This is a genomic window from Streptomyces sp. NBC_00726 (assembly GCF_045161735.1).
Classification (GTDB): Bacteria; Actinomycetota; Actinomycetes; order Streptomycetales; family Streptomycetaceae; genus Streptomyces.
Map to the genome: position 1 here is coordinate 4128893 of NZ_CP108983.1, position 22040 is coordinate 4150932.

The 22040-nt window shown below is 72.7% G+C and carries 13 protein-coding genes; 10 read left to right on the top strand and 3 right to left on the bottom strand.

The window, feature by feature from the left end; all coding sequences use genetic code 11:
• Nucleotides 1-57: 57 nt before the first annotated feature.
• Nucleotides 58-1560 (top strand): IMP dehydrogenase, encoded by a 1503-nt coding sequence (gene guaB / locus OG338_RS18645; protein ID WP_405938384.1) that lies wholly within the window; start codon nt 58-60, stop codon nt 1558-1560.
• Nucleotides 1561-1665: 105 nt separating this feature from the next.
• Nucleotides 1666-2790 (top strand): GuaB3 family IMP dehydrogenase-related protein, encoded by a 1125-nt coding sequence (locus tag OG338_RS18650; RefSeq protein WP_018101158.1) that lies wholly within the window; start codon nt 1666-1668, stop codon nt 2788-2790.
• Between the two features lie 65 nt (nt 2791-2855).
• Here OG338_RS18650 and OG338_RS18655 read toward each other — a convergent pair whose 3' ends face one another.
• Together OG338_RS18655 and OG338_RS18660 are read right to left on the bottom strand one after the other, a co-directional pair.
• Nucleotides 2856-3386, bottom strand: coding sequence for a hypothetical protein (locus OG338_RS18655; protein WP_405938385.1), 531 nt, complete (start codon nt 3384-3386; stop codon nt 2856-2858).
• A 123-nt stretch (nt 3387-3509) separates the two neighbouring features.
• Nucleotides 3510-4772, bottom strand: a complete 1263-nt coding sequence (locus OG338_RS18660) for a nucleotide sugar dehydrogenase (RefSeq protein WP_405938386.1) — start codon at nt 4770-4772, stop codon at nt 3510-3512.
• 247 nt (nt 4773-5019) lie between these two features.
• Here OG338_RS18660 and OG338_RS18665 point away from each other — a divergent pair, with 247 nt between their 5' ends.
• From OG338_RS18665 to OG338_RS18695, 7 genes are all read left to right on the top strand, one after another.
• A complete protein-coding gene (locus OG338_RS18665; RefSeq protein WP_405938387.1) occupies nt 5020-6729 on the top strand; it encodes a glycerol-3-phosphate dehydrogenase/oxidase in 1710 nt (569 codons plus the stop codon).
• A 177-nt stretch (nt 6730-6906) separates the two neighbouring features.
• Nucleotides 6907-8850: a protein kinase domain-containing protein gene (locus OG338_RS18670; RefSeq protein ID WP_405938388.1), complete on the top strand. Its 1944-nt coding sequence runs from the start codon at nt 6907-6909 to the stop codon at nt 8848-8850.
• A 196-nt stretch (nt 8851-9046) separates the two neighbouring features.
• Entirely contained in the window at nt 9047-11815 is a 2769-nt protein-coding gene (locus OG338_RS18675) for a protein kinase (protein ID WP_405938389.1), read from the top strand.
• A 106-nt stretch (nt 11816-11921) separates the two neighbouring features.
• Nucleotides 11922-13559: a serine/threonine-protein kinase gene (locus OG338_RS18680; protein WP_405938390.1), complete on the top strand. Its 1638-nt coding sequence runs from the start codon at nt 11922-11924 to the stop codon at nt 13557-13559.
• A 148-nt stretch (nt 13560-13707) separates the two neighbouring features.
• On the top strand, nt 13708-15336 hold the full coding sequence (locus tag OG338_RS18685) for a succinic semialdehyde dehydrogenase (protein ID WP_405938391.1): 1629 nt from the start codon (nt 13708-13710) through the stop codon (nt 15334-15336).
• A gap of 61 nt (nt 15337-15397) precedes the next feature.
• Complete coding sequence (locus OG338_RS18690; RefSeq protein ID WP_405938392.1) at nt 15398-17221, top strand: GMC oxidoreductase; 1824 nt, start codon at nt 15398-15400, stop codon at nt 17219-17221.
• 299 nt (nt 17222-17520) lie between these two features.
• Nucleotides 17521-19242 carry a peptidase gene (locus OG338_RS18695; RefSeq protein ID WP_405938393.1) on the top strand — a complete coding sequence of 574 codons (1722 nt, stop codon included), beginning with the start codon at nt 17521-17523 and terminating at the stop codon, nt 19240-19242.
• A 301-nt stretch (nt 19243-19543) separates the two neighbouring features.
• On the opposite strand, the gene OG338_RS18700 is transcribed toward OG338_RS18695, so the two are convergent.
• Nucleotides 19544-19852, bottom strand: coding sequence for a chorismate mutase (locus OG338_RS18700; protein ID WP_405938394.1), 309 nt, complete (start codon nt 19850-19852; stop codon nt 19544-19546).
• A 323-nt stretch (nt 19853-20175) separates the two neighbouring features.
• Between OG338_RS18700 and guaA the strand changes: the two genes are divergently transcribed.
• Nucleotides 20176-21762: a glutamine-hydrolyzing GMP synthase gene (gene guaA, locus OG338_RS18705; RefSeq protein WP_405938395.1), complete on the top strand. Its 1587-nt coding sequence runs from the start codon at nt 20176-20178 to the stop codon at nt 21760-21762.
• The last annotated feature ends 278 nt before the right edge of the window (nt 21763-22040 follow it).

The window sequence follows — 22040 nt, forward strand, 5'->3', positions numbered from 1 at the left end:
TCCAGAGGCCGTTAGCATGGACATCCGCACCGATCAAGGCCATTTGGGGAAGGTGTCATGACTGCAAACGTCGACGGAGTGCCCGAGAAATTCGCGACGCTCGGGCTGACATACGACGACGTGCTGCTGCTGCCGGGCGCATCCGAAGTGCTGCCCAACGCGGTCGACACCTCGACGCTCATCTCGCGCAACGTCCGCGTCAACATCCCGCTGCTGTCCGCCGCCATGGACAAGGTCACCGAGGCCCGCATGGCCATCGCGATGGCCCGCCAGGGCGGCGTCGGCGTGCTGCACCGCAATCTCTCGGTCGAGGACCAGGTCAACCAGGTCGACCTGGTCAAGCGGTCCGAGTCCGGCATGGTCACCGACCCGATCACGGTCGGCCCGGACGCCACGCTCGCCGAGGCGGACGCGCTCTGCGCCAAGTTCCGCATCAGCGGTGTCCCGGTCACCGACCAGGCGGGCAAGCTGCTCGGCATCGTCACCAACCGCGACATGGCGTTCGAGTCGGACCGCTCGCGCCAGGTCCGCGAGGTCATGACACCGATGCCGCTCGTCACCGGCAAGGTCGGCATCTCCGGCGTGGACGCCATGGAGCTGCTGCGCCGCCACAAGATCGAGAAGCTGCCGCTGGTGGACGAGGCGGGCCTCCTCAAGGGCCTCATCACGGTCAAGGACTTCAAGAAGGCCGAGCAGTACCCGAACGCGGCCAAGGACGCCGACGGCCGGCTGCTCGTGGGCGCCGCCGTGGGCGCCAGCCCCGAGGCGCTGGACCGCGCCCAGGCGCTGGCCGAGGCGGGCGTCGACTTCCTCATCGTGGACACCTCGCACGGCCACAACAGCAACGCGCTGAACTGGATGGCCAAGATCAAGTCCGCCGTGAACGTCGACGTGATCGGCGGCAACGTGGCGACCCGCGACGGCGCCCAGGCCCTGATCGACGCCGGTGTGGACGGCGTCAAGGTCGGCGTCGGCCCCGGCTCCATCTGCACCACCCGCGTCGTCGCCGGCATCGGCGTCCCGCAGGTCACCGCGATCTACGAGGCCGCGCTGGCCGCCCGCGCGGCGGGCGTCCCGGTCATCGGCGACGGCGGCCTCCAGTATTCGGGCGACATCGGCAAGGCGCTCGCCGCCGGTGCCGACAGCGTGATGCTGGGCTCGCTCCTCGCGGGCTGCGAGGAGTCCCCGGGCGAGCTGATGTTCATCAACGGCAAGCAGTTCAAGTCGTACCGGGGCATGGGCTCGCTGGGCGCGATGCAGTCCCGCGGCCAGGGCCGCTCCTACTCCAAGGACCGGTACTTCCAGGCCGAGGTCGCCTCGGACGACAAGCTCGTCCCCGAGGGCATCGAGGGCCAGGTGCCCTACCGCGGCCCCCTCGCCAACGTGCTGCACCAGCTCGTCGGCGGCCTCCGCCAGACCATGGGTTACGTGGGCGCCGCGACCGTGGACGAGATGGAGAGCAAGGGCCGCTTCGTGCGGATCACCTCGGCGGGCCTCAAGGAGAGCCACCCGCACGACATCCAGATGACGGTCGAAGCGCCGAACTACAGCAAGAAGTAACGCGACGACGCAGGTGAGGGGCGGTCCCGGGTTCCCGGGACCGCCCCTCACCTGCGTGTCGGGGATACTGGACAGCGCAGACGCAGAGGGAAAGGCCACATCATCGTGACTGAGATCGAGATCGGGCGCGGCAAGCGCGGCCGCCGGGCATACGCATTCGACGACATCGCCGTCGTCCCGAGCCGCCGGACCCGCGACCCGAAGGAGGTCTCGATCGCCTGGCAGATCGACGCCTACCGCTTCGAGCTGCCGTTCCTGGCCGCCCCCATGGACTCCGTGGTGTCCCCGCAGCACGCCATCCGCATCGGCGAGCTCGGCGGCCTCGGCGTCCTCAACCTTGAGGGGCTCTGGACGCGGCACGAGGACCCGCAGCCGCTCCTTGACGAGATCGCCGAGATGCCCGTCGAGACGGCGACCCGCCGGCTCCAGGAGATCTACTCCGCGCCGATCCAGGAGGAGCTGATCGGGCAGCGCATCAAGGAGGTGCGCGACTCCGGCGTCGTCACCGCCGCCGCGCTCTCCCCGCAGCGCACCGCGCAGTTCTCCAAGGCCGTGGTCGACGCGGGTGTGGACATCTTCGTGATCCGGGGCACCACGGTCTCCGCCGAGCACGTCTCGGGCGCGGCCGAGCCGCTGAATCTGAAGCAGTTCATCTACGAGCTGGACGTCCCGGTGATCGTCGGCGGCTGCGCCACGTACACCGCGGCCCTGCATCTGATGCGGACCGGCGCGGCCGGTGTCCTCGTCGGCTTCGGCGGCGGCGCCGCGCACACCACGCGCAACGTGTTCGGCATCCAGGTCCCGATGGCGACCGCCGTCGCCGACGTGGCCGGTGCCCGCCGCGACTACATGGACGAGTCCGGCGGCCGTTACGTGCACGTCATCGCGGACGGCGGCGTCGGCTGGTCCGGCGACCTGCCGAAGGCCATCGCCTGCGGTGCGGACGCCGTGATGATGGGCTCCCCGCTGGCCCGCGCGACGGACGCGCCGGGCCGCGGCCGCCACTGGGGCATGGAGGCCGTTCACGAGGACGTGCCGCGCGGCAAGCTGGTGGACCTGGGCTCGGTCGGGACGACCGAGGAGGTCCTGACCGGCCCCTCGCACACCCCGGACGGCTCGATGAACATCTTCGGCGCCCTGCGCCGCGCGATGGCCACCACGGGCTACAGCGACCTCAAGGAGTTCCAGCGCGTCGAGGTGACGGTCGCGGACTCGCAGCACCGCCGCTGAGTTTCCCGTACGTACGCCGGAGGGCCCGGACCGCAAGCGCGGTCCGGGCCCTCCGGGCTTTCGCGTTACGCGCCCTTGCGCGCACCGGCGACGGCACCGACGGCGCCGAGGGCCAGGAAGAGGTACGTCTTGAAGTCGGCCGCTTCGCTGTACGCGTCCGTGAGGGCGCTGAAGTGGTCGAAGAAGATGCTGGTCGCCGACTCGTGCGCGAGGTCCGAGAGCACGATCGAGATGCCCGCGAGCTGACCGATGTACACGGCGCCGACGGAGAGCAGGGCGCTGACGACGGTCAGGGCCGGGTTGGCGCCGCCGAGCTTGCTCGCGGCGAAGCCGACGAGGAAGCCCACACCGACGGCGAGGTAGCCGATCTCGTGCTCGAAGTTGCCGAGGATGAGGCCGTAGACGAGCGCGCCGACGACCGCCGCCACCACGCCCGCGCCGAGACCGAGCGCGATGTTGTTGCGGGCCGGAGGCGCCGGGGTGAAGGGCGCGGGGCCGCCGCCGAACGGGGCGCCGGGCTGCTGGCCGGCGAACGGGTTGCCGCCCTGGGGCTGACCGCCGTAGGGCTGGTTCGGCGGTGGTACGGACTGGCTCATGCTGGGTTCTCCCCCTGGGGACGTCTTACGCACTGCTGTGCGAGGAGTGACGCCGCAGGCTAGCAGCCGGTTCCGACATCGGCCCACCGGAATCCTTGGGGGGACTGGGCTGAGGGCCCGTCATCACAGCCGGTGGGCGGCTCCGGCGGGGGTCGCGCCCCGGGTGTCCAGGAGCAGCTGCGCCTTCACGGCGAGGCCCTGGAGGTCGTACGTACGGTGTTGCTGGAGCAGCACCGTGAGGTCCGCGCCGGCGGCCGCCTCGTAGAGCGAATCGGCGCGGGGGACGGGGAGTTGGCGGACGCGCCAGTCCAGGACGTGCGGGTCGTGGAAGCCGATCTGGGCGCCCATGTCCATCAGCCGGGTGGCGATCTCGCGGGCGGGCGACGCCTCCTGGTCGGCGAGGTCGGGCTTGTAGGTGACGCCCAGCAGCAGAATGCGCGCGCCGCGCACCGCTTTCCCGTGCTCGTTGAGGAGGGTGGCACAGCGCTGGATCACGTACTGCGGCATCCGCTCGTTGATCTCCTGCGCCAGCGAGACCATCCGCAGCGGGGGGCCGGGGGTGCGGTGGTGGTACGGGAGATGGCCCGGGTCGACCGGGGCGCCGTGGCCGCCGACGCCGGGGCCCGGGCGGAAGGGCTGGAAACCGAAGGGCTTGGTCTCGGCGCACCGGATGACGTCCCAGAGGTCGACGCCCAGATCGTGGCAGAGCACCGCCATCTCGTTGACCAGGGCGATGTTGACGTACCGGAAGTTGGTCTCCAGGACCTTTGTCATCTCGGCCTCGCGGGTGCCCCGGGCCCGGACCACCTTGTCGCTGAGCCGGCCGTAGAAGGCGGCGGCGGATTCGGTGCAGGCGGGGGTGAGGCCGCCGATGACCTTGGGGGTGTTGGCGTAGACATGGGCGCGGTTGCCCGGGTCGAGCCGGCTGGGGGAGTGCGCGAGGTGGAAGTCGCGCCCGCCGCGCAGGCCCGAGCCCTCCTCCAGGATCGGGAGCAGGAAGCCTTCCGTCGTACCGGGCGGAACGGCCGACTCCAGGAGCACGGTGGTGTGCGGGCGCAGCCGGGCGGCCAGGGCGCGGGCCGCGTCGGCGACGGCGCTCAGGTCCAGGGTGCGGTCGGGGCCGAGCGGGGTGGGCGCGCAGATCACGGCGGTGCGGACGCGGCCCAGCTCGGCCTGGTCGGTGGTGGGCCGGAAGCCCAGCGAGAGCATGCGGCGGATGTCGGAGGCCGGCAGCGATCCCTCGACCGGGGCCCGGCCCGCGGCGACCTCCGCGAAGGCCCGGGGGTCGGTGTCGTAGCCGATGGTCTGGATACCGGCGTGGACGGCGGCCTGGGCCAGGGGTAGGCCGAGGTGACCGAGTCCGATGACGGCGAGGTCTGCAGGCACTGGGTGGGCCGTCCTTCCCTTAAGACCAGGAGACAGAAAGCGCAACCGCTGTGGACAGCGCTATGTCAGGTTAGGCGTAAATATGACCTATATGTCGCATTGCGGGGCCCTTGTCGTCCGGGTGTTGTCCACAGGCGGTGGCTGAAGTCGCGCGGCGCGGACAGAATCGATCTGTGGGCACGGGCGCCGAACGCATGGTCGGGGCCGCGATCCGTGCCGGACCACCCCGAGCAACCGGGAGGCAGCGGTGAGGACAGCGACACTGGGACCCGCGGAGCGCGCCGAGGCGCTTGCCGCCATGGCCGAGCGCGAACTGGACGTGCTGGTCGTGGGAGCGGGCGTGGTCGGCGCCGGGACGGCGCTGGACGCGGTCACCAGAGGGCTCTCGACCGGTCTGGTCGAGGCGCGCGACTGGGCGTCCGGCACGTCGAGCAGGTCGAGCAAGCTGATCCACGGCGGCCTGCGCTATCTGGAGATGCTGGACTTCGCCCTGGTCAGGGAGGCGCTGAAGGAGCGCGGGCTGCTGCTCGAACGGCTCGCCCCGCATCTGGTGAAGCCGGTGCCCTTCCTCTACCCCTTGCAGCACAAGGGCTGGGAGCGGCTGTACGCCGGTTCCGGGGTCGCGCTGTACGACGCGATGTCGGTCTCCTCCGGGCACGGCCGGGGCCTGCCCACGCACCGCCATCTCTCCCGCCGCCGGGCCCTGCGCGTCGCCCCGGCCCTGAAGCGGGACGCCCTGGTGGGGGCGTTGCAGTACTACGACGCCCAGATGGACGACGCCCGCTATGTCGCCACCCTGGTGCGCACCGCGTCCGCGTACGGCGCGCAGGTGGCGAACCGGGCGCGGGTGACCGGCTTCCTCCGGGAGGGCGAACGGGTCGTCGGCGCCCGCGTGGAGGACGTCGAGGCGGGCGGTACGTACGAGGTCAGGGCCAAACAGGTGGTCAACGCGACCGGGGTCTGGACGGACGACACCCAGTCGCTGATCGGCGAGCGCGGCCAGTTCCACGTACGGGCCTCCAAGGGCATCCACCTGGTCGTCCCCAAGGACCGCATCCACTCCTCGACCGGCCTCATCCTGCGCACCGAGAAGTCCGTGCTCTTCGTCATCCCCTGGGGCCGGCACTGGATCGTCGGCACCACGGACACCGACTGGGACCTGGACAAGGCGCACCCGGCCGCCTCCAGCGCCGACATCGACTATCTGCTCGAACATGTGAACGCGGTCCTGTCGACGCCCCTGACCAGGGACGACGTCGAGGGGGTGTACGCGGGCCTGCGGCCGCTGCTGGCCGGTGAGTCGGACGCCACCAGCAAGCTGTCGCGCGAGCACACGGTCGCCCACCCGGTGCCCGGCCTCGTCGTCGTCGCGGGCGGCAAGTACACGACGTACCGGGTGATGGCGAAGGACGCCGTGGACGAGGCGGTGCACGCCCTCGACCAGCGGGTCGCGGACTGCGTCACCGAGGACGTCCCGCTGCTGGGCGCTGAGGGCTACCGCGCCCTGTGGAACGCGCGCGCCAGGATCGCCGCCCGCACCGGCCTCCATGTCGCCCGGGTGGAGCATCTGCTCAACCGGTACGGCTCGATGACCGAGGAGATCCTTGAGCTGATCGTCTCCGACCCCGGGCTGGGCGAACCGCTGCCGGCCGCCGACGACTACCTGAAGGCCGAGATCGTGTACGCCGCCTCGCACGAGGGCGCGCGGCACCTGGACGACGTACTGACCCGGCGCACCCGGATCTCCATCGAGACCTTCGACCGGGGCACCCGCTCCGCCCGGCTCTGCGCCGAGCTGATGGCGCCGGTCCTCGGCTGGGACGCAGGCCGCATCGACCGGGAGACCGAGCACTACGAGAAGCGGGTGGAGGCGGAACGCGAGTCGCAGCGCCAGCCGGACGACCTGACGGCGGACGCGGCGAGGCTGGGGGCGCCGGACATCGTGCCGCTGCTGTGACCTCGCCCCGGCCGGAGTCCGGTTCCGGCTGTGACTCCGGTTCCTGGCAGAACTCCGCTTCCGGGAACCGAGCCGGAAACCACGCCGGGAGCGGCATCAGGACCCGGCACCGGGACCGGTCCCGGGGTGAGGGACAATGAACGCTCTGCCAGGGCGGGTTGATCGCAGAGGGGACGCATGTCGGAGGCGGAGCAGGCACGGGAGCCCCAAGGGGACACGGACGGACGTCTCCTGGCGGGGCGCTACCGGCTGGGGAAGGTGCTCGGCCGGGGCGGTATGGGCACGGTCTGGCGTGCCGTCGACGAGACCCTGGGCCGCACGGTCGCGGTCAAGGAACTGCGCTTCCCGTCGGCCATCGACGACGACGAGAAGCGCCGCCTCATCACGCGTACGCTGCGCGAGGCAAAGGCGATCGCGCGCATCCGGAACAACGGCGCGGTCACCGTCTACGACGTGGTGGACGAGGACGACCGGCCGTGGATCGTCATGGAGCTCATCGAGGGCAAGTCGCTGGCCGAGGCGGTCCGCGAGGACGGGGTCCTGACGCCGAAGCGGGCCGCCGAGATCGGCCTCGCCCTCCTCGACGTGCTGCGCTCCGCGCACCGCGAGGGCATCCTGCACCGCGACGTGAAGCCGTCCAACGTGCTGATCGCCGAGGACGGCCGGGTCGTGCTGACCGACTTCGGGATCGCCCAGGTCGAGGGCGACCCGTCGGTCACCTCCACCGGCATGCTCGTCGGCGCCCCCTCCTACATCTCGCCGGAGCGGGCACGCGGCCACAAACCGGGACCGCCCGCCGACCTCTGGTCGCTCGGCGGCCTGCTCTACGCGAGCGTCGAGGGCTCCCCGCCGTACGACAAGGGCTCCGCCATCGCGACCCTGACCGCCGTCATGACCGAGCCGCTGGACCCGCCGAAGAACGCGGGCCCGCTGAAGGAGGTCATCTACGGGCTGCTCACCCGGGACCCCGAACAGCGGCTGGACGACGCCGGGGCACGTGCCCTGCTCACCGACGTCATCAGCGCCTTCGAGCAGCCGGAGCGCCCCGTTCCGCCGCCCGCCGACGCCACCCAGGTCATGGCGCTGCCCAAGGGCGTCGCCGACGCCGGGCCCGCGTCCGGTGACACGGGCGAGGGCGCCAGGGACCGGCTGCGCGGCGCGCTGCGCTCCGTGCGCAACGCCAGGACGCCCGCCGCCGGTGCGGCGGCCGCCGCCCCCGTCGCCGCACCGCCCGTCCCGGCCCGCCCGGCCGCCGCACCCGGCGCCGCGTCCCCCTCCGGGACCGTGCCGCCGCAGCGCCCGGCCTCCTCGCCGGTCACCGCGCCCCGGGCGTCCCTCACGGACGTGGTCCCGCGCCGCACCCTCGCGATCATCGCGGCCGTCATCGTGCTCGCGGTCCTCGGCACGGTGCTGGCGCTCACCCTCGGCGGGGGCGACGACAAGCCCGACGACTCCGGCGGGAAGAACACCGGCGCCTCCGCCCCCGCCGGGGCGCCGAGCGCCGACGCCCCGTCCGGCTCCTCCGACGCCGCCCAGGGCGACAGCGGCAAGGAGCGGGACACCGGCCAGGGCGAGGACAAGGGTCAGGACAAGGGCGAGGACGACGACGCGGCCGGTGAGCAGGGCGAGGACGGCAAGAAGGACGGCAGGACCGAGGACGCCGTGCCCGCCGGCTACCGCACGGTGACCAACAAGCGGTTCCACTTCTCCATCGCGATGCCCGAGGGCTTCAGCTTCGACACCAACTCCGGCCAGGGCGCCGGTGCGATCTACAACGAGGGCGGCGGCTTTCCCCGTCTCCAGGTCGACTACACCTCCTCGCCCGGGAAAGACGCCGCCGCCTCGTGGAACTCCGCCCGGGGCGGGGTCGCCGCCACCAGCACGAAGTACCACCACCTGGGCATCAAGAAGGTGTCGTACAACGGCTATCCGACCGTCGCCGACTGGCAGTTCGAGCGTACGCAGCAGGGGCAGCGGGTCCGGGTGCTCAACCGGGGCTTCAAGGCCGACGGCAGCCACGGCTACGCGATCATGATCAGCTGCAAGGCCGACGAGTGGGACGGCAAGGAGTGCCGGGCGCTGCGGAAGGCGGCGTTCGCCTCGTTCAAGCCGGTCGACTGAGCCGGCGGCGGGATTCGGGGCGGCCGCGCCGCCGGTTGCGCGGACCCTGCCGCGCGGTCGCCACTTGCCACGTATGGTGAGAGTCCGGAGACCGTACGCAGCCGGAACACGCAGTCAATTGCACCGCGAGCGACTGCGATTGACCGATTCGGCGCGGTCTCCGTGACCGGGGGACAGCGCGCTCTGGGGAGGCGTCGTGGACGACTACGCGGGTCGGGTGCTCGCCGACCGCTACCGCCTTCCGCTGCCCCCGTCCGACGCGTACGAACTCGTGGAGACACGGGCCTTCGACACCTACAGCGGGCAGGAGGTCCTGGTCCGTCAGGTGCCGCTGCCCGAGATCGTGGACGCGGAGTTCGTGGAGGGCGACGGCCGGACGTCCGCCGCGCCGAGCACCGCCCGGCGGCCCGCCGACCCGGCCGTGCGGCGCGCCATCGAGGCCGCCCAGGCGGCGGCCCAGGTGCCCGACCATCCGCGCCTGGACCAGGTCTTCGACGTGTTCGCGGAGGCGGGCTCGCTCTGGATAGTGAGCGAACTCGTGGCGTCCCGCCCGCTCGCCGCGCTGCTCGCGGAGCGCCCGCTGAATCCCTACCGGGCCGCCGAGATCGGCTCCGACGTGCTGACCGCGCTGCGCGTGCTGCACGCGCATGGCTGGACCCACCGCAACATCACCGTACGCACGGTGCTCGTCTGCGACGACGGGCGCGTCGTCCTCACCGGCCTCGCCGCCGGGGCGGCCGAGGAGGCGCTGTGCGGCTACAGCCCGGTGCCGAGCCCCGACGACGAGGAGCCGGCCGAGGAGGGCTTCGGCGGCCCCGCCGTCGAGACCGCCCCCACCGGCCCGTACATCCCGCCCACCGGCCTGCTGCCCGCCTCCCGGGGGCCGGCGGCGATAGAGTCCGGCCGCCCGTACGACTCCGAGGAGGACTCCGAGGACGGCTCCGCCGAGGACCCCGCCTCCCGGCCGGTGCCGCCCGCCGGGTTGCCCCTGCCCGCCGCCGGGGCGGACAGCGCCGCGCGTGCCCGGGCCGGGGCGATCGCCGCGTACCGGGCCGGTACCCGCGCCGCCGCCCGCCGGGAGGCGCCCCCGGACCGGGACGAGTGGGCGCGGGACACCGCACCGTCGGGCCCCGGCGCGCCGGGCCGCCCCCGGGACGAGGACACCGCCGAGCCGTGGAGCGCCCTGCCGCCGGGGCGGGGTGACGCTTACGGGGACGATGCGTACGGCGACGACGTGTACGGCGCTGCCCCCGACCGGCCGCGTCCCGAGCTGCCGCAGCTGCCCGGGGGCTGGGTGCGGGACCCGGACGCGTCGGGGGCGTACGACGCCCACCCCTACGACGACGGGGAGGACGACGGTCCGGCGCCGCGCCGTCTCCACCTCGCCGGCACCTGGGACGACGGGCCCGCCGCCGGGCGCCCCGTGCCCGCGGGCGGCTCCCGCGACGCGCTGCGCGCCGACGCCGCCCGGCGCGGCACACCCCCGGGCGCCCGCGCCGAACTGCCCCCGCCGGACCGGGACGCGTACACCCCCGGGGCGCCCGGCCACGGCCCCGACGCCCCGAGCCCCGACGCCCCCGCGGACCGCTGGGGCGACGAGGACCCCGGGACCCCCGGCGCGGCCGGGTACCGCGGGCCCGCCACCGCGCTCGCCGCCGAGCGGGCGCGGCAGGCGCGGATCACCGTCGTCGGCGCGGTCACCGAGCGGTGGGCGCCGGAGCAGGCCGGGCCGGTGCACGGCAACTGGCAGCTGGCGCCGCCCATCGGGCCCGCCACCGACCTGTGGGCCCTCGGCGCACTGCTCTTCCGCGCCGTCCAGGGGCACGCGCCCTACCCCGAGGACAGCGCGGCCGAGCTGGTCCAGATGGTGTGCGGCGAACCGCCCGCCTTCGCCGAGGAGTGCGGGCCGCTGCGCCCGGTCGTGGAGTCGCTGCTCAGGCAGGACCCCACCGAACGGCCCGATGTGGAGGAGCTGAGCGGCTGGCTGCGCTCCCTCGTACGGTCGGCGCCGGAGCCGGAGGCCGGATTCGACATCGTGCCGCTGCCCGCCGAGGACGCCACCCGGCTCCCCGTCGTCCGCAGGCGCGGCGAGCTCGTCCGTAAGCGGCGCGCCAAGCGCGGCGGAGGGACGCACGCCCGGCACCGGCAGAACCGGGACGCCGTGGACCGCACCGCCGTCACCCACCACGAGCCACGCCTGAAGCCGTCCCGCGAGCCCCGCGCGCCACGGGAACCCCGCGCGCTGCGCGAGGGCGACCAGCCGCGCCGGCTCGGCCGGACGCTGCTCGTCCTCATCATGCTGGCGCTCGTCGCGGCCATCGCGTACGCCGTGCTGTTCCTGCCCGGGTCCGGCGAGGACGACAAGGGGGCCGGGCCCGCCCCCTCCCGTACCGCGTCCGCACCACCCGCCGCCACGACGCCCGAACCGACGACGGGCGCGTCCGGGAAGCCGTCCGCGCCCGCCTCCTCCGGGGCGCAGAAGCCGCAGACCAGCCGGTCCGCCGCAGCGCTCGCGCCCGGGTACACCCTGCGCAAGGACGCCGAGGGCTTCGAGGTCGGGCTGCCCAAGGGCTGGCAGCGCAGCCCCGCCAACGCGGAGCGTCAGATCCGCTACGGCAGCGACGGGTTCAGCGTGCTCATCGTCCCCGGCCGCGACACCGCCAAGGCCAACGGCAGCGACCCGCTCGACTACCAGCGGGACAAGGAGCCGGAGCTGAAGCCGTTCCGGGATTCCAGCTGGTCGTCGGCGAGCGGGCTGCGGCGTACGGACGTCGGCCGACAGGCCATGGCCGAGGGCCAGTTCACCTGGCAGGACGCCAACGGCCGCGAGGTGTACGTCCGTAACCTCGTCATGCTCGTCGGCGGGCGGTACCACATCCTCCAGGTCATCGGCCCCGAGGACGAGCGCGACCGGATCACCGAGATCTACCAACAGGCCAGCGTCTCCTACCGTGTGACGGGCTGACGCACGGGATTCGCATCACAGTGCGGTCTCGTGGGCGATGCGAGGTTCCGTGGCCGCGCGTCCCCTCCGTAACCTGTCTTCCGAAGCAACGGGGGCGGGGACACAGGTGGATCGATCACAGGGCACGGAAGCGGGGCTGCTGCTGGCCGGGAGGTACCGGCTGGGCGAGGTCCTCGGACGCGGCGGCATGGGCAAGGTGTGGCGCGCCCACGACGAGGTGCTGCACCGCACGGTCGCCGTCAAGGAGCTGACCGCCGGTCTTTACGTGGCCGAGTCGGACCGGGTCGTGCTGCACGCCCGGACCCAGAAGGAGGCCCGCGCGGCCGCCCGGATCACCCACCCCGGCGTCGTCACCGTCCATGACGTGGTCGAGTACGACAACCGGCCGTGGATCGTCATGCAGTACGTGGACGGGCCGTCGCTCGCCGACCGGGCGAAGGAGTCCGGCGGTGAGATCGAGGCCCGCGAGGCCGCCCGGATAGGGCTGCACGTGCTGGGCGCGCTGCGCGCCGCGCACGGGGCCGGGGTGCTGCACCGGGACGTGAAGCCGGGCAACGTGCTGCTCGCCCGGGACGGCCGGGTGCTGCTCACCGACTTCGGGATCGCCGCGATCGAGGGCGACTCCACCATCACCAGGACCGGTGAACTCGTCGGCTCCATCGACTATCTGGCGCCCGAGCGGGTACGCGGCGGCGACCCCGGCCCCGCCTCCGACCTCTGGTCCCTGGGCGCCACGCTGTACACGGCCGTCGAGGGGCGCTCGCCGTTCCGCCGGACGTCCCCCATATCGACCATGCAGGCCGTCGTCACCGAGGAACCGCCGCCGCCCGGCCGGGCCGGGCCGCTCGCCCCCGTCATCACCGCGCTGCTGCGCAAGGAGCCGGCGGACCGCCCGTCGGCCGCCGAGACCGAGCGGATGCTCCTGGAAGCCATGGAGGGCCGCTCGCCCCGGGCCGCCCAGGCGTTCGTCCCGACGCAGCAGGTCTCCGGGGACATGCTGCGCGGCGGCACCGCGGTGCTGCCCCAGCCCGGGCCCGCCGTGCAGCCGGTCCCGGCCCCCGCCCCGGCGCCCCGCCGCAGCCGGTGGCGTATCAGGGTCCTGGTCGTCGCCCTGGCCGCGGTGATCGGCGGCGGCGCGGCCACCGCCGCGATGATGTACGCGCACCGCACCGAGGCGGCCGGCGGCACGGACGGCGGCACGGCCGCGCACGGCACCCGTACCCCGGGGCCGGTCACGCCGACGCCGACCCCGACGCCCACACCGAGCCCCTCGGACACCGTGAGGCAGGACGTGCCGGACGGGTGGCGGCGCGTCGTGGACCCGTCCGGGTTCAGCGTGCTGCTGCCGGAGGGCTGGAAGCGCGTGGTCACCGACAACAACATCGACTACACCCCCGATGACGGTGTGCACTACCTCCGGGTCAGCTCCGACGCGTCCCCCGACTACGACCACCCCTACGACCACATGATCGGTCTGGAGGAGCAGCTGAGCACCCGGCTGCCCGACTACGAGCGGATCGAGCTGAACAGCAACGTCTACCGCGATCACATCGGGTCCGTCTGGGAGTTCACCTGGACCGAGAAGAACGGCGAGGCGCGGCACGCGATCGACCAGATGTACCTCGCGCGGGACGGCGGCCCGGAGTACGCGCTGTACATGACGGGCCCGGCGGACGACTGGGACGACACCCGCGACCGGTTCAACGCGATCCTCCGCAGCTGGCGGCCCCCGGCCGAGCAGTAGTCCGCCGGGCCATAGCCCCTGATCAGGGCTTATGCCGCCAGTGATCACTGGCTGAGTTGGCGAGGCTGTGGCGGGACTCCGGGAGAGACGGTGAAAAGGTGTTACCCACGGGTACCCAAAGCCCTTCCGCCGACGTACTCTCGCCCTCATGACGGACTCGCAGGCCCCCACGTCCCCCGCCGCCGCCACGGCCGGCACCAACCCCGTGGCCGCCGCCCCCGCGGGCGTGCGCACGGCCGCCGATGTCGTGACGCCGGAGGTCGTCGCCCGGCTGACGCGCGGGGTCACCGGCTCCGGCCGCACCGCCAACCACACGCCGTTCACCGGCGAGAAGCTGGCCGACCTGCCGGAGTCCACCCCCGAGGACGTGGCCGCCGCCTTCGCGCACGCCCGCGCCGCCCAGCCCGCCTGGGCCGCCCTGCCGGTCCGGGCCAGGGCCGCGGTGCTGCTGCGCTTCCACGACCTGCTCATGGACCGTCAGTCCGAAGTCCTCGACCTCGTCCAGCTGGAGACCGGCAAGGCCCGCCTCCACGCCCACGAGGAGGTCCAGGCGGTCGCCGTCGCCGCCCGGCACTACGGCCGCAGGGCGGCCGCGTATCTGAAGCCGAAGCGGCACACCGGGGTCGTGCCGGCGCTCACCAAGGTCACCGAGCTCCGTCAGCCGCGCGGTGTCGTCGGCCAGATCGCTCCCTGGAACTACCCGCTGGAGCTGTCCGTCGGCGACGCGCTGCCCGCCTTCGTCTCCGGCAACGCCGTGGTGATGAAGCCCGACACCGAGACCGCGCTGACCGCCCTGTGGGCCCGCGACCTGCTGATCGAGGCGGGGCTCCCGGCCGAGGTCTTCCAGGTCGTCATCGGCGACGGACCGGTCGTCGGCCCGGAGGTCGTCAAGCACGCCGACTACGTCTCCTTCACCGGCTCCACCCGCACCGGCCGCGAGGTCGCCCAGGGCGCGGCCGCCCGGCTCGTCGGGGTCTCGCTGGAGCTCGGCGGCAAGAACGCCATGCTGGTCCTGGCCGACGCCGACGTGGAGAAGGCCGCCGCCGGCGCCGTCCGCGCCTGCTTCTCCTCGGCCGGACAGCTCTGCATCTCCATCGAGCGGCTGTACGTCCACGAGTCGGTCGCCGACGACTTCGTGGAGCGGTTCGCCGCGCGTACCAAGGCGATGCGGCTCGGCAGCTCCCTCGCGTACGGCGCCGACATGGGCTCGCTGGTCGGGACACGGCAGCTGGAGACCGTCAGCCTGCATGTCGCCGAGGCCGTCGAGAAGGGCGCCAAGCTGGTCGCCGGCGGGGTCGCCCGCCCGGACATCGGCCCGCTCTTCTACGAGCCGACAATCCTGGACGGCGTCGAGGCGCCCATGGCCGTGTGCGCCGAGGAGACCTTCGGCCCGGTCGTCTCGATCTACCGCTTCCGCGACGAGGACGAGGTCGTGGACCTGGCCAACGCCACCCCGTACGGCCTGAACTCCAGTGTCTGGACCAAGGACTCCCGGCGCGGCCACCGCGTCGCCGCCCGGCTGCGCACCGGCACCGTCAACATCAACGAGGGGTACGCCCCCGCGTACGGCAGCGTGCAGTCCCCGATGGGCGGCATGAAGGACTCCGGTCTCGGCCGGCGCCACGGCTCCGAGGGCATCCTGAAGTACACCGAGGCCCAGACCGTCGCCCAGCAGCGGCTGATCCCGCTCGCCCCGTCCTTCGGGATGGACGACGAGAAGTACGCCGCGTTCATGACCCGCAGCCTGAAGGCGATGAAGGCGTTCCGCCTGCGCTGAGCCCGCCGACCCCCTCGTACCACTTCTGTCCTTTTCTGTCCTTTTCGTATCGAGGAGTGCCATGTCCCAGGACAGCCCTGCCCAGAATCAGGACCGGCCGGCCGGTGCGGCCGATGACGCCGCGTACGACTACGACGTGATCGTCGTCGGGTCCGGCTTCGGCGGTGCGGTCTCGGCGCTGCGGCTGACCGAGAAGGGATACCGGGTCGGCGTCCTGGAGGCGGGGCGCCGCTTCACCCCGGGCACCCTGCCGAAGAACTCCTGGGACCTGAGGAACTACCTCTGGGCGCCCGCCCTCGGCCTCTTCGGCATCCAGCGCGTGCACCTGCTCGGCAAGGTGATGGTGCTGGCCGGCGCCGGGGTGGGCGGCGGCTCGCTGAACTACGCCAACACGCTGTACGTGCCGCCCGCCCCGTTCTTCGAGGACCGGCAGTGGGCGCACATCACGGACTGGCAGGACGAGCTGAAGCCGTACTACGACCAGGCCAAGCGGATGCTCGGGGTCCGGCTCAACCCCACGACGACCCCCTCCGACGTCCACCTCAAGGCGACCGCCGAGGCCATGGGCGTCGGCGACACCTTCCACCTCGCCCCGGTCGGCGTCTTCTTCGGCGACGGCCGGGACGCGGACGGCGCCGCGCGCGCCAAGCCCGGCGGGACGGTCGCGGACCCGTACTTCGGCGGGGCGGGCCCGGCGCGCAAGGCGTGCACCGAGTGCGGCGAGTGCATGACCGGCTGCCGGCACGGCGCGAAGAACACCCTCAACGAGAACTACCTCCACCTCGCCGAGAAGGCCGGCGCGGTCATCCACCCCATGACCTCCGTCGTCGGCGTCACCGAGCACCCGGAGGGCGGCTACCGCGTCGCCACCGTGCCCACCGACCGCCGCCGGAAGGCGAAGCCCACGGACCTGCGCGCCCGGAAGGTGGTCGTCGCGGCGGGCACGTACGGCACCCAGACCCTGCTGCACACCATGAAGGACAAGGGACTGCTGCCCCGGCTCTCCGCGCGGCTCGGGGAGCTGACCCGTACCAACTCCGAGGGGCTGGTCGGCGCCCAGACCTCCGACCGGCGCTACCGCAAGAAGCACGGTACGAAGCCCGACTTCACCAAGGGCGTCGCCATCACCTCGTCCATCCACCCGGACGCCAACACCCACATCGAGCCCGTCCGCTACGGCAAGGGCTCCAACGCCATGGGCGGCATGACCATCGTCCAGGTCCCCTACAGCGCCCACCGGGTCCGCGCCTGGTTCGGCAATCTGGTCAAGCACCCCACGATCGCCGTCCGCTCGCTCTCCAACCGGCGCTGGTCGGAGCGCGTCATCATCGGGCTCGTCATGCAGTCGCTCGACAACTCCCTGACCGCCTACCGCAAGCCGGGCGGCATCGGCAAGGGCCTGCTCACCGCCCGCCAGGGCCACGGCGCGCCCAACCCCACGCAGATCGCCGAGGCGACGCAGAGCGCGACCCTGCTCGCCGAGGAGATCAACGGCTTCCCCGGGTCCAACATCGGTGAGCTGATGGGCACCCCGCTCACCGCCCACTTCCTCGGCGGCTGCCCGATCGGCGCCACCGCGGAGGAGGGCGTCATCGACCCGTACCACCGGCTCTTCGGGCACCCGGGCATCTCGGTGGTCGACGGCTCCGCGGTCTCCGCGAACCTCGGCGTCAACCCGTCGCTGACGATCACCGCCCAGGCGGAGCGCGCGATGTCGTTCTGGCCGAACAAGGGCGAGCCGGACCGGCGCCCGGCGCAGGGTGAGGCGTACGAGCGGCTGGCGGCGGTGGAGCCGCAGGCGCCGGCGGTCCCGAAGGAGGCGTTCGGCGCGCTCCGGCTGCCGTTCCTGGGGATGCCGGCGGTGCCGCCGAAGGGGAAGGCGTAAAAGCCAGGACAGGCCCCGGGGAACAGCAGAAGGGGCTGCACCCCCCTCCCAGTGCAGCCCCTCACGCTGTAACCGGTCCATCGTTCAACAACCGACAACCGGTGTTCCGCATGCATGACCTGCCGGACCCCCGGATGGTTGTCCTCGCACTGATGAAATCCTTATGTGAGGTGGATCACTCCGCTTGTCGTGCCCGATCCGTGATCTGTTTTCGGGCAACTTTTCCCGCGCGCCCCCGGTCGTACCCCCTGTCGCCGCCACAGCGGTCACACAGCCCCCGACGACCCCGAAGGCCCCAGATGAGAAGCACGACCCCGTTCCGCCGTGCGGCGGGCATCGTCGCCTCGGCCGGCCTGCTGGCGGGCGGTCTGCTCACGCTGAGCAGCCCCGCTCAGGCGGCCGGTCCCGAGTTCACGATCGGCGGCCCCGCCGAGACCGCCCTGCACCCGTATCCGGCCACGGGCTCCCCGCAGCGGGCGAGCCTGGACATCACGGTGACCAATCCGTCCGAGGACGAGGAGAACGGCGTCTTCGGGGACGAGTACACCGTCCGCTTCGACCTCGGGAAGCTGGCGGGCGTCGCGGACGTGTCCTTCGAGAAGGACAGCAGCCTGGACTGCGAGCGGACCGGGACCACCGCCGTCTGCCACGACTACGGGATCTGGCCCGGCCTGAGCACCCTCGCCGAGCTCCAGGTCAGCGCCGCCGAGGGCAGCGAGGACGGCGACTCAGGCACCATCGAGGTCACCGCCGAGGCGGACGGCGTCACCTTCCGCCCGTTCACCGCGCGGGTGTCGATCGGCGGGCCCGACCTGTCGATGAAGCAGCTGCCGCTGAGGACGGAGCTCAAGCCCGGCGACAGCCAGCCGGTGCCCGTCACCTTCACCAACAACGGCACCCGCGCCGCCCAGGGCGTCCTGCTCACCCTGCGCAACACGCGCGGGCTGGAATTCACCGAGCGGTACGAGAACTGCGAGTACAGCGAGGAGGACCTGGGTATGGGCAGCCCCGGCGCCTGGTCCACCGCGCTCTGCACCTTCCCCGGCAGTTACGAGCCCGGCGCCACGTACACGCTGGAAGTGCCGCCCACCTTGCGGGCCACCGAGCGCGCCTTCTACGACACCTTCCTCTACCGGATCGGCGAGGACGGCACCGACGCCCGCGCCGCGCTGCGCTCCGGCGCCCGCTTCAGCCCCGGCAAGGGCGCGAAGCTGGCCCTGCGCAAGGCCCCGGCCGCCCGCTCGGCCGACCTGGACCCGTCGGACAACCAGCAGGAAGCCGACTTCCGGACCGCCAACACCGCCGACTTCGCGGCCTACGGCGACCAGGCCGCGGGCAAGCCGGGCGACACCGTCGACGTGACCCTGGGCTTCCGCAACAAGGGCCCCGCCTGGATCGGCTACATCCGCTCCGGCGAGCCCGTCGCCACCGTCGACTTCACCGTGCCCCACGGCAGCTACGTCGTCTCGAAGCCGGACATCTGCCGGGGCGTGACCGCGGCCGGCGAATACCGCGAGAACCAGGAGAAGGCACCGCGCTACTTCTGCACCACGCCCATGACCGTCCTGGAGGACGCCGACTTCGCCCTGCCGTTCCGGCTGAAGCTCGTCTCGGCGGAGGCCGGGGCGACCGGTGACGTCGTCGTCCGCAACACCCACCTCCAGGCGCCCCCGCTGGCCTTCGACCCGGAGCCCGGCAACAACAAGGCGTCGGTGGTGCTCAACGCCGAGGACTCGGACGCCACGACGGGCGGTTCCGGCAACGGCGGCTCGACGGCCACGGGCGGCTCGTCCTCGTCGGGGACGAGCGGTACGAACGGCACGAGCGGTACGAACGGCTCCGGCTCGTCCTCGTCCGGCACCGGCGGCACTTCCGGCTCCGGCACCACGGGCTCCGGCTCCGGTGACGGCTCCCTCGCCTCCACCGGCACCGTCGCGCTCGCCGCGTCCGGCGCGGCGCTCGTCGCACTGCTCGCGGGCGGCGTCCTGTTCACGGTGTCCAGGCGGCGCGCGACGCGCTGATCCCCGTACACGCGGAAACGGCCGGCCCCGGGCGTCCCCGGAGCCGGCCGTTTCCCCGGAGAGACCTGGCGGTCCCTCCGAGTGACCGGGCTGCTGTCCCCTGCCGACCGGTCACAAACGCCGGTGCGTGGTCCCACGGCGTACACGCGGTACGCCACACACCCCGGCGGAGCCACATGTGGTTCCCCTGACCCGCGCCTGGCCGGCACGGACACCGGGACCAACGAAGCCGCGCCGGACCCGGTCACGCGCCGTACGGGTGAGACTCCGCCCGAACTGGGATACGGCGGGGGAGCGCCGTTCAGACCCGGCCCCGGCACAGTTCCAGCAGCGTCATCGCCAGCGGGGTGCCCGGCTTGCCCAGTGCCTCGCGGTAGCGGACCAGGATCTCCGTCTCGCGGGACAGATTGACCCGGCGGCCGCCCGACGTCATCCGGGCCTCCTGGATCACCGCCGAGACCGCCATCCGCTCCTGGACGAGCCCGATGATCCGGTCGTCCAGGGAATCGATACGGGTGCGGGCGTCGCCGATCAGGGACGCGGCCTCGTCGGTGCGGGCGCCGGTCGTCTCGGCGGCGGTCTTCGCCGCGGGGCTGGTGGTGCTGCTCATGACGGTCTCCCGGTGAGATGCGGCACCCGGGGCCGGACGGGTCCGGAACGCGGAACGCCCCGGGCCTGTCGGCCCGGGGCGCCTGGAACGTTGCTTGTCAGTTGCTCAAGCAGCACGACCATGGCAGCCGGCGGGCCGGATGCCATAGGTAAAGACGAAGGTCGTGTGCTGACGCATGCGGACAGTATGGCCCCTCGCCCCCGGGCCTTACGCACCCGGCCCGGATCGTGAGACGGCGCACACCCCCTCGGACCGGGGCAGGTCGCTTCCGGCCGCCGGTAGAATTGGAGGACCGACCCCTCTCCACCGCCGGAAGGCCGCCCGTGCCAGCAGCACCCCCCGCCGCCCCCGACACCACCACCGACGTGGTCCTGGTAGTCGACTTCGGCGCGCAGTACGCCCAGCTCATCGCCCGCCGCGTCCGTGAGGCCCGGGTCTACAGCGAGATCGTGCCGTCCACGATGCCGGTGGCCGAGATGCTGGCCAAGAACCCCCGCGCGATCATCCTCTCCGGCGGCCCCTCCTCCGTCTACGCCGAGGGCGCGCCCACGCTGGACCGCGCGCTCTTCGAGGCCGGGGTCCCCGTCTTCGGCATGTGCTACGGCTTCCAGCTGATGGCGACCACGCTCGGCGGCACCGTCGACGACAACGGCGCCCGCGAGTACGGCCGCACCCCGCTGACCGTCGCCAAGTCCGGCTCCACGCTCTTCGAGGGCACCCCGGCCGAGCAGTCGGTGTGGATGTCGCACGGCGACGCCTGCTCCGCCGCCCCCGAGGGCTTCACCGTCACCGCGTCCACCGAGGTCGTCCCGGTCGCCGCCTTCGAGAACGACGAGAAGAAGCTCTACGGCGTCCAGTACCACCCCGAGGTCATGCACTCCACGCACGGCCAGCAGGTCCTGGAGCACTTCCTGTACCGGGGCGCGGGCATCGAGCCCACCTGGACCACGGGCAACGTGATCGAGGAGCAGGTCGCCGCGATCCGCGCCCAGGTCGGCGACAAGCGCGCCATCTGCGGCCTGTCCGGAGGCGTGGACTCCGCCGTCGCCGCCGCCCTCGTCCAGAAGGCCATCGGCTCCCAGCTCACCTGTGTGTACGTCGACCACGGCCTGATGCGCCAGGGCGAGACCGAGCAGGTCGAGAAGGACTTCGTCGCCGCGACCGGCGCCAAGCTCAAGGTGGTCGACGCCGAGAAGCGCTTCCTCGACGCGCTGGCCGGCGTCTCCGACCCGGAGCAGAAGCGGAAGATCATCGGCCGCGAGTTCATCCGCGTCTTCGAGCAGGCCCAGCTGGAGATCCTCCAGGAGGACGGCCCCGAGGTCGCCTTCCTCGTCCAGGGCACGCTCTACCCGGACGTCGTGGAGTCCGGCGGCGGCACCGGCACCGCCAACATCAAGTCCCACCACAACGTGGGCGGTCTCCCCGAGGACATCGAGTTCGAGCTGGTTGAGCCGCTGCGCCAGCTGTTCAAGGACGAGGTCCGGATGGTCGGCCAGCAGCTCGGCCTGCCGGACGAGATCGTCCAGCGCCAGCCCTTCCCCGGCCCCGGCCTCGGCATCCGCATCGTCGGCGAGGTCACCAAGGACCGCCTCGACCTGCTCCGCGAGGCCGACGCCATCGCCCGCGAGGAGCTGACCGCGGCCGGCCTGGACCGCGACATCTGGCAGTGCCCCGTGGTCCTGCTCGCGGACGTCCGCAGCGTCGGCGTCCAGGGCGACGGCCGCACCTACGGCCACCCGATCGTGCTGCGCCCGGTCTCCTCCGAGGACGCGATGACCGCCGACTGGTCCCGACTGCCGTACGAGACCCTGGCCAGGATCTCCACCCGCATCACGAACGAGGTCGCCGACGTCAACCGAGTGGTACTCGATGTGACGAGTAAGCCGCCGGGGACGATCGAGTGGGAGTGACGTTTCCCGCAGCCCGCTGACGATGCCGCCGCCCGACGACCGGGCGGCGGCATCGTCGTATGCGGCCCCGGCGCGCAACTCGGCCTCGCCGGCGTTCGAGGCGCGGGGCCCGGGACGGAGCCCCGGTTCCGGGAAGGGGCGGCGGCTACCGGGGCACGCTCGGCCTGGCCCACCTCGTGCTCGGCGCCTGAGCAGGTATCGAACACGCTGACGAAGACACCCTTCCGGTGCGCCCCGATGCGCCGCCCCTCCACCCCGTACGGCACAATTCGCAGCGT

Bases quoted from the DNA above. Each gene is read 5' to 3' on its own strand.
- guaB (WP_405938384.1), top strand. From the start codon at position 58: ATGACTGCAAACGTCGACGGAGTGCCCGAGAAATTCGCGACGCTCGGG.
- OG338_RS18655 (WP_405938385.1), bottom strand. From the start codon at position 3,386: ATGAGCCAGTCCGTACCACCGCCGAACCAGCCCTACGGCGGTCAGCCC.
- OG338_RS18670 (WP_405938388.1), top strand. From the start codon at position 6,907: ATGTCGGAGGCGGAGCAGGCACGGGAGCCCCAAGGGGACACGGACGGA.
- OG338_RS18685 (WP_405938391.1), top strand. From the start codon at position 13,708: ATGACGGACTCGCAGGCCCCCACGTCCCCCGCCGCCGCCACGGCCGGC.
- OG338_RS18690 (WP_405938392.1), top strand. From the start codon at position 15,398: ATGTCCCAGGACAGCCCTGCCCAGAATCAGGACCGGCCGGCCGGTGCG.
- OG338_RS18695 (WP_405938393.1), top strand. From the start codon at position 17,521: ATGAGAAGCACGACCCCGTTCCGCCGTGCGGCGGGCATCGTCGCCTCG.
- OG338_RS18700 (WP_405938394.1), bottom strand. From the start codon at position 19,852: ATGAGCAGCACCACCAGCCCCGCGGCGAAGACCGCCGCCGAGACGACC.